Here is a 5,758-nt window from a genome sequence, read left to right on the forward strand (position 1 = left end):
TGTGGGCGCGAACCGGCCGATCCGGCGGAAGCTGCGCCCGTACCGTGCGGCCTTGTACTCCAACATGTGCACGAACTGTGTCCAGCCGGCGTCGTGCACGGACTTCGCGAGCCGGGTTCGGCCGAGACCGGTCACGCACAGGTCCTCGACGTACACCGCTTGGTTGTCGCGGATGATCCGTGTCGAGAGCTTGTGCTGCCAGTCCCGCCGCGTGTCGGCCACCCGGGCGTGAGCCCTGGCGACCTTGACGACGGCTTTCTTGCGGTTGTTGCTGCCCCGCTGCTTGCGGGACAGGTCCTGCTGCAACCGGCGCAGCTTGCGCGCCGCCCGGCCCAGGAACTTCGGCGCGGTGATCTTCTTGCCGTTGGACAGGACCGCGAAGTGCGTCAGGCCCAGGTCGATACCCACCTCGGCGTCGACCGGCGGCAGCGGCTCGTCCGTGGTCTGTACGACGAACGAGGCGAAGTACCGTCCGGCCGCGTCCCGAACGACCGTGACCGAGGTCGGCGCCCCCGGCAGTTGCCGGGACCACCGCACCGGCACGTCACCAACCTTCGGCAGCCGGAGCCGGCCGTTGTCGAGCACCTTGAACCGGGCGTTCGCGGTGAACCGGATCGCCTGCCGGTTGTCCTTGCGCGACCGGAACCGGGGCGGCGCCATCCTGCGGCCCTTGCGCTTGCCGCTGGTCGAGGCGAAGAAGTTCCGGTACGCGTTGTTCAGGTCCGCGAGGGCCTGCTGGAGCACCACCGCCGACACCTCGCCCAGCCACGCCCGTTCCGGCGTCCGCTTCGCTTGGGTGATGACCCGCTTCGACAGGTCACCGTCCGACAGGTACGCCTCGCCCGCCTCACGGGCCTGCTGGCGTGCGTGCAGCCCGTCGTTGAACACCACCCGCGCGCACCCGAACGCCCGAGCCAGCGAAGCCTGCTGGCCGGGCGTCGGGTAGACGCGGTAGTTGTACCGGAGCTGCACATCGGACAGTCTGGCATCGGCATGTGACAGATATCGGAAGCATCCGCACTGCCAGGCACTGCGTCTTCGTCCGCCACGCCCACTTGGTCTTCGTCACGAAATGCCGGCACAGGGTCTTCACCGACCGGCACCTGACCCGCCTGGAAGACATCATGCAGGCGGTGCGCGCCGACTTCGAAACGGAGCTGGTCGAGTTCAGCGGCGAAGACAACCACGTCCACCTACTGGTCAACTTCCCGCCCAAGATCGCCCTGTCGAAACTGGTCAACAGCCTCAAAGGCGTACCCAGCCGCCGGCTACGCCAGGAGTTCCCCGACCTCGTGCCCCACTACTACCGCGCCAACCGACTCTGGTCGGGCTCGTACTTCGCCGGCTCCCTCGGCAGGGCACCGCTAACCGAGCTGTACCAGTACATCGAGCAGCAGAACCGGCCAGGCTAGAGCACCCTCGGGCCCAGGCCCCCTGTCAGCGCTCCTCGATGGGCTGGCCGAGCGACCGGCGGGCGAGCAGGGTGGCCCCGGCCACGGCGGCCGGCATGACCAGCACCGCGCCGAGCGGGATCAGGAAGCAGACGAAGACCGCCACGCCGAAGCCCAGCGCCGTGGGCCGGTCCGCCTTCAGCCGGGAGCGGCGGTCCGGCAGCCGCATGCCCCGCCGGTAGAAGGGCGCCCCGACCAGCTCCAGGGTGAGGAACCAGCCGCCCACCGCCGCCCCGATCACCGGTACGACGGTCTGCCCCACCACCGGGATGAACCCGGCCGCGAAGAGCGGTACGCCGACCAGCGCCGAGATGGCCACCAGTCGCAGCGAGTCGACGACGCTGCGGCGCAGCGACGCCCAGAACGGCACGTCGACCGCACCCGGGGTGCCCCCGTACCGCTCCTCGACCCGCTCGGAGATCTTCTCGTAGAACGGGTCGCCGATGACCAGGGTGACCGCGGTGAAGGTGACCACCGCGAGCAGCCCGCCCAGCCCCAGGAAGGCCAGCCCGGCGATCACCCGGACCAGGCCGCGCGGCGTCGCCGACCAGTCGTCCGCGAACGGGGTGACCAGCGCGGCCAGGTCGTCCACGAAGTACACCAGGGTGGCGAAGGCGGCGAGGAAGAGCGCGCCGGAGAGCAGTGCCGGGACGATGCCGAGCAGCATCAGCCCGGGGCTGCGGACGTAGAGGCCGAGGCCGCGCAGGAGCAGCCCGGCGCCGGCGAGGAACCGGCCGACGGCGCCGGTGACCGGGGCGGCGAGGCGGGGTGCGTTCACGACCGCAGAGCCTAACGGTCCCCCGGCCCCGCGCCGGGCGACCCGACGCGGGCAGGATGGACGGGTGCGCGCGTCCCGGCTGATCTCGCTGGTCCTGCTGCTCCAGTCCCGGGAGACGATGACCGCGACCGAGCTGGCCCGGGAACTGGAGGTCTCCGAGCGGACGGTCTACCGGGACGTGCTGGCGCTCTCCGCCGCCGGGGTGCCGGTCTACGCCGACCGGGGCCGGGCGGGCGGCTACCGGCTGCTCGGCGGCTACCGCACCCGGCTGACCGGGCTGACCCGGGACGAGGCGGAGGCGCTGTTCCTGTCCGGGCTGCCCGGCCCGGCCGGGGAGATGGGGCTCGCCGACGCGGTGGCCGCCGCCGAGCTGAAGGTGCTCGCCGCGCTGCCGCCGAGCCTGCGGGACGCGCCCGCCCGCACCGGCCAGCGGTTCCACCTCGACGTGCCGGGCTGGTTCCGGGAGGCGGAACCCCCGCCGTGGCTGACCGAGCTGGCCCGGGCGGTGTGGCGGGACCGGGTGGTCGAGCTGCGCTACCGGCGCGGTGACCGGGAGGTCAGCCGCACCGTGCAGCCGTACGGGCTGGTGTTGAAGAGCGGGGTCTGGTACCTGGTGGGCCGGGTCGGCGACGGGCACCGGACGTACCGGGTGGACCGGGTGGTCGGCGTCGAGGTGGGCGAGGAGACCTTCGCCCGGGACGAGGGCTTCGACCTGGGGGCGTACTGGCGGGAGCAGGCCGAAGCGTTCCTGCGCGGCATGCTGCGGGCCGAGGTCACCGTCCGGCTCAGCCCCGCCGGCCGGCGGGCGTTGCGGCACGTCGCGGAGGCCCCCTTCGCGTACGACGCGGCGGTGACCGGCGCGGGCGAGCCCGACGGGCAGGGCTGGGTGCTGACCCGGCTGCCCGTCGAGTCCGTCCCGGTGGCGTACGACGTGCTGCTCCGGCTCGGTCCGGAGGTGGAGGTGCTCGACCCGCCGGAGCTGCGGGCGCGCTTCGCCGAGGCGGCCCGCCGGTCGGCGGCGCTCTACGCCGACGCGCCGGAGGGGCCGGACGCCGGTCAGCGGTAGCCGGTGTCGTCCGCCGGCTTCCCGGCGGCCACCACCTCGTCGTGATAGCGCGACCAGTGCGGCCTCGTGCCGTCGAGGTCGGTGAAGCCGTACACCTGGGCCAGCCCGCCGCTGTCCACGGACTTCCCGGTCCAGCGGGCCCGGTCGGGGTCGGCGGCCAGGGCGACCACCGCCCGCCCGACGAACGCCGGCGTCTCGGACATGACGAAGTGCGGGTCCTTCGCCGCGCCGTCGCGCCAGTTGGCCTCGGTGACCCCGAAGTGCTCCAGCATCGCCTCGGAACGCAGCCAGCCGGGGGTCAGCGCCACCGCCGTGCCGCCGTGCGGCGCCAGCTCGTGCGCCTGGGTGAAGGCGAGCCGGTTGACCGACACCTTGGCCAGGTCGTAGAAGACCGAGAGCCGGTAGGTGGAGTCGTTGTACTCCTTGGTGCCGTCGCCGATCTCGACCACCAGGCCGCCCGCGTTGCGGATCAGCAGCGGCAGCGCGAAGTGGCTGGTGATGATGTGGGTGTCCACGGCCAGCCGCAGGGTGCGGAAGCCCGCGTCGAGGGGCTGCTCCCAGACCGGCTTCTCCCAGGTGATCAGCGGGTCGGCGCCCCAGATGTCGTTGACCAGCACGTCGAGGCGGCCCTGCTCGGCGTCGATCCGCTCGACCAGCCGGCGTACCTGGTCGGGCTCCAGGTGGTCCACGGGCACGGCGATGCCGGTGCCGCCGGCGGCGGTGACCAGCTCGGCGGTCTCCTCGATGGTCTCCGGCCGGTCCAGCTCGGACCGGTGCTCGCGGGTGGTGCGGCCGGTGACGTAGACGGTGGCCCCGGCCGCGCCGAGCTGGACCGCGATCTGCCGGCCGGCGCCCCGGGTCGCCCCGGCGACGAGGGCGATCTTTCCTGTCAGCGGTGTCGTCATGCGCTCGACGGTGTCAGCAATACCTGACAGCCGAAGTCCGGTTTCCCGGGTGATCCGGATCCGCCATGATGGCCGGCATGCACCTGCTGCTCTCCGGGATCGTCGGCTCGGTCGCCTACGGGCTGGCCGGCCCCGGCTCGGACGTGGACCGGCTCGGCGTCTACGCCGCACCGACGGTGGCCTTCCACGGCCTGCGCCCGCCCCGGGAGTCGGTGGTCACCACCGAACCGGACGTCACCCTGCACGAGGCGGCCAAGTACTGCCGGCTCGCGCTGAGCGGCAACCCGACCGCGACCGAGCTGATGTGGCTCCCGGACGACTGCTACGAGACGCGGACGGAGCTCGGCGAGCGGCTGATCGCCGTCCGGTCGGCGTTCCTCAGCGCGCCCCGGGCCCGGGACGCCTATCTCGGGTACGCCACCCAGCAGTTCCGCAAACTCACCACCCGGGACTCGTCGGTGGGCGGCCGGCGGCGCTCGGCGAAGCACGCCCGCCACCTGGCCCGCCTGCTGCACCAGGGACGGGTGCTCTACGCGACCGGGGTGCTGGAGATCCGGCCGGCCGATCCGGAGTGGTTCCGGGCATTCGGCGAACGGGTCGCCGGCGGGGCGCTGGACGAGGCGGAGGCGCTGGTCGCCGAGGCGGAGCGGGACTTCGACCGGATCCGCACCCCGCTGCCGGAGCGGCCCGACGAGGAGACCGTGGAGCGGTGGCTGCTCGACGTCCGGGCCGCCTTCCTGCCGCCGGAACTCGCCCGGCGCTGACCCGGTGCCGCGCCCCGGCCCCGGCGGTCACCGCACGTCGGCGGCTGTGCTGGTCAGTCCGCCAGCCGGACGCGGACCCGGCGGTTGGCGCGGCCCTTGCTCTCCACCTTGACCACCTGGACCTTGCCGATCTGGGCGGTCGACGCGACATGCGTGCCGCCGTCGCCTGGACGTCCAGGCCGACGATGTCGACGATCCGGACCTCCTGCTCGTCCGGCGGGATCAGGTTCGACTGGGTACGGATGATGTCCGGCAGGGCCAGCGCCTCGGCCCGGGGCAGCACCCGGACGGCGACCGACCGGTCGGCGGCCACCTCGGCGTTGACCAGTTCCTCGATCCGGCTCTTGAAGTCCGGCGGCACCTCGGGGAGGTTGAAGTCCATCCGGGCCTCACCGGGTTCCATGTTGCCGCCGGTGACCAGCGCGCCGAAGTCGCGGAACACCACGCCGCAGAGCACGTGCAGCCCCGAGTGGGTACGCATCAGCATTGTCCGGCGGTCGTCCGCCACGGCACCGGTGACCATGGTGCCGGCCGGCGGCACGGGGTCACCCTCGGCGGGGATGAGATAGAGGTCGTCGCCCTTGCGGGTGCCGACGATCCGGGTCTGCACGCCCTGCCAGAGCAGCACCCCGTGGTCCGGCGGCTGCCCGCCGCCGCCGGGGTAGAAGGCCGACCGGTCCAGCACGATGCCCTGCTCGGGGTCGGCCGCCAGCACCGTGCACTCCCACTCGCGCAGGGTGGGATCGGCGAGGTCGAGTCGGTGGGTACGGCCGTGGTGTGTGACGCCCATGACA

6 protein-coding genes and 1 pseudogene are annotated in these 5,758 nt (G+C 72.9%); 3 read left to right on the top strand and 4 right to left on the bottom strand.

Features of this window, described 5'->3' with window-relative positions; all coding sequences use genetic code 11:
• Positions 1–972: transposase (locus JNW87_RS33680; protein WP_238455073.1), on the bottom strand; the 972-nt coding region annotated here is incomplete at its 3' end.
• Between the two features lie 23 nt (positions 973–995).
• Between JNW87_RS33680 and tnpA the strand changes: the two genes are divergently transcribed.
• Entirely contained in the window at positions 996–1,412 is a 417-nt protein-coding gene (tnpA, locus tag JNW87_RS33685; RefSeq protein WP_238455074.1) for an IS200/IS605 family transposase, read from the top strand.
• Positions 1,413–1,437: 25 nt separating this feature from the next.
• On the opposite strand, the gene JNW87_RS33690 is transcribed toward tnpA, so the two are convergent.
• A complete protein-coding gene (locus tag JNW87_RS33690) occupies positions 1,438–2,229 on the bottom strand; it encodes an EI24 domain-containing protein (protein ID WP_238455075.1) in 792 nt (263 codons plus the stop codon).
• A 64-nt stretch (positions 2,230–2,293) separates the two neighbouring features.
• Between JNW87_RS33690 and JNW87_RS33695 the strand changes: the two genes are divergently transcribed.
• Positions 2,294–3,295, top strand: coding sequence for a YafY family protein (locus tag JNW87_RS33695; protein WP_238455076.1), 1,002 nt, complete (start codon positions 2,294–2,296; stop codon positions 3,293–3,295).
• On the opposite strand, the gene JNW87_RS33700 is transcribed toward JNW87_RS33695, so the two are convergent.
• Complete coding sequence (locus tag JNW87_RS33700) at positions 3,286–4,200, bottom strand: SDR family oxidoreductase (protein WP_238455077.1); 915 nt, start codon at positions 4,198–4,200, stop codon at positions 3,286–3,288. The two genes, JNW87_RS33695 and JNW87_RS33700, sit on opposite strands and share 10 nt — an antisense overlap.
• Positions 4,201–4,277: 77 nt before the next feature.
• Here JNW87_RS33700 and JNW87_RS33705 point away from each other — a divergent pair, with 77 nt between their 5' ends.
• Positions 4,278–4,964, top strand: coding sequence for a DNA polymerase beta superfamily protein (locus JNW87_RS33705; RefSeq protein WP_238455078.1), 687 nt, complete (start codon positions 4,278–4,280; stop codon positions 4,962–4,964).
• Between the two features lie 53 nt (positions 4,965–5,017).
• Here the strand turns inward: JNW87_RS33705 and JNW87_RS41030 are convergent.
• A pseudogene (locus tag JNW87_RS41030) lies at positions 5,018–5,754 on the bottom strand (alanyl-tRNA editing protein).
• Positions 5,755–5,758: the final 4 nt, after the last annotated feature.

Origin of the sequence: Micromonospora sp. ATA51 (assembly GCF_016802855.1) — a bacterium.
Lineage (GTDB): Bacteria > Actinomycetota > Actinomycetes > Mycobacteriales > Micromonosporaceae > Micromonospora > Micromonospora sicca.

Bases quoted from the DNA above. Each gene is read 5' to 3' on its own strand.
- JNW87_RS33705 (WP_238455078.1), top strand. From the start codon at position 4,278: ATGCACCTGCTGCTCTCCGGGATCGTCGGCTCGGTCGCCTACGGGCTG.
- JNW87_RS33700 (WP_238455077.1), bottom strand. From the start codon at position 4,200: ATGACGACACCGCTGACAGGAAAGATCGCCCTCGTCGCCGGGGCGACC.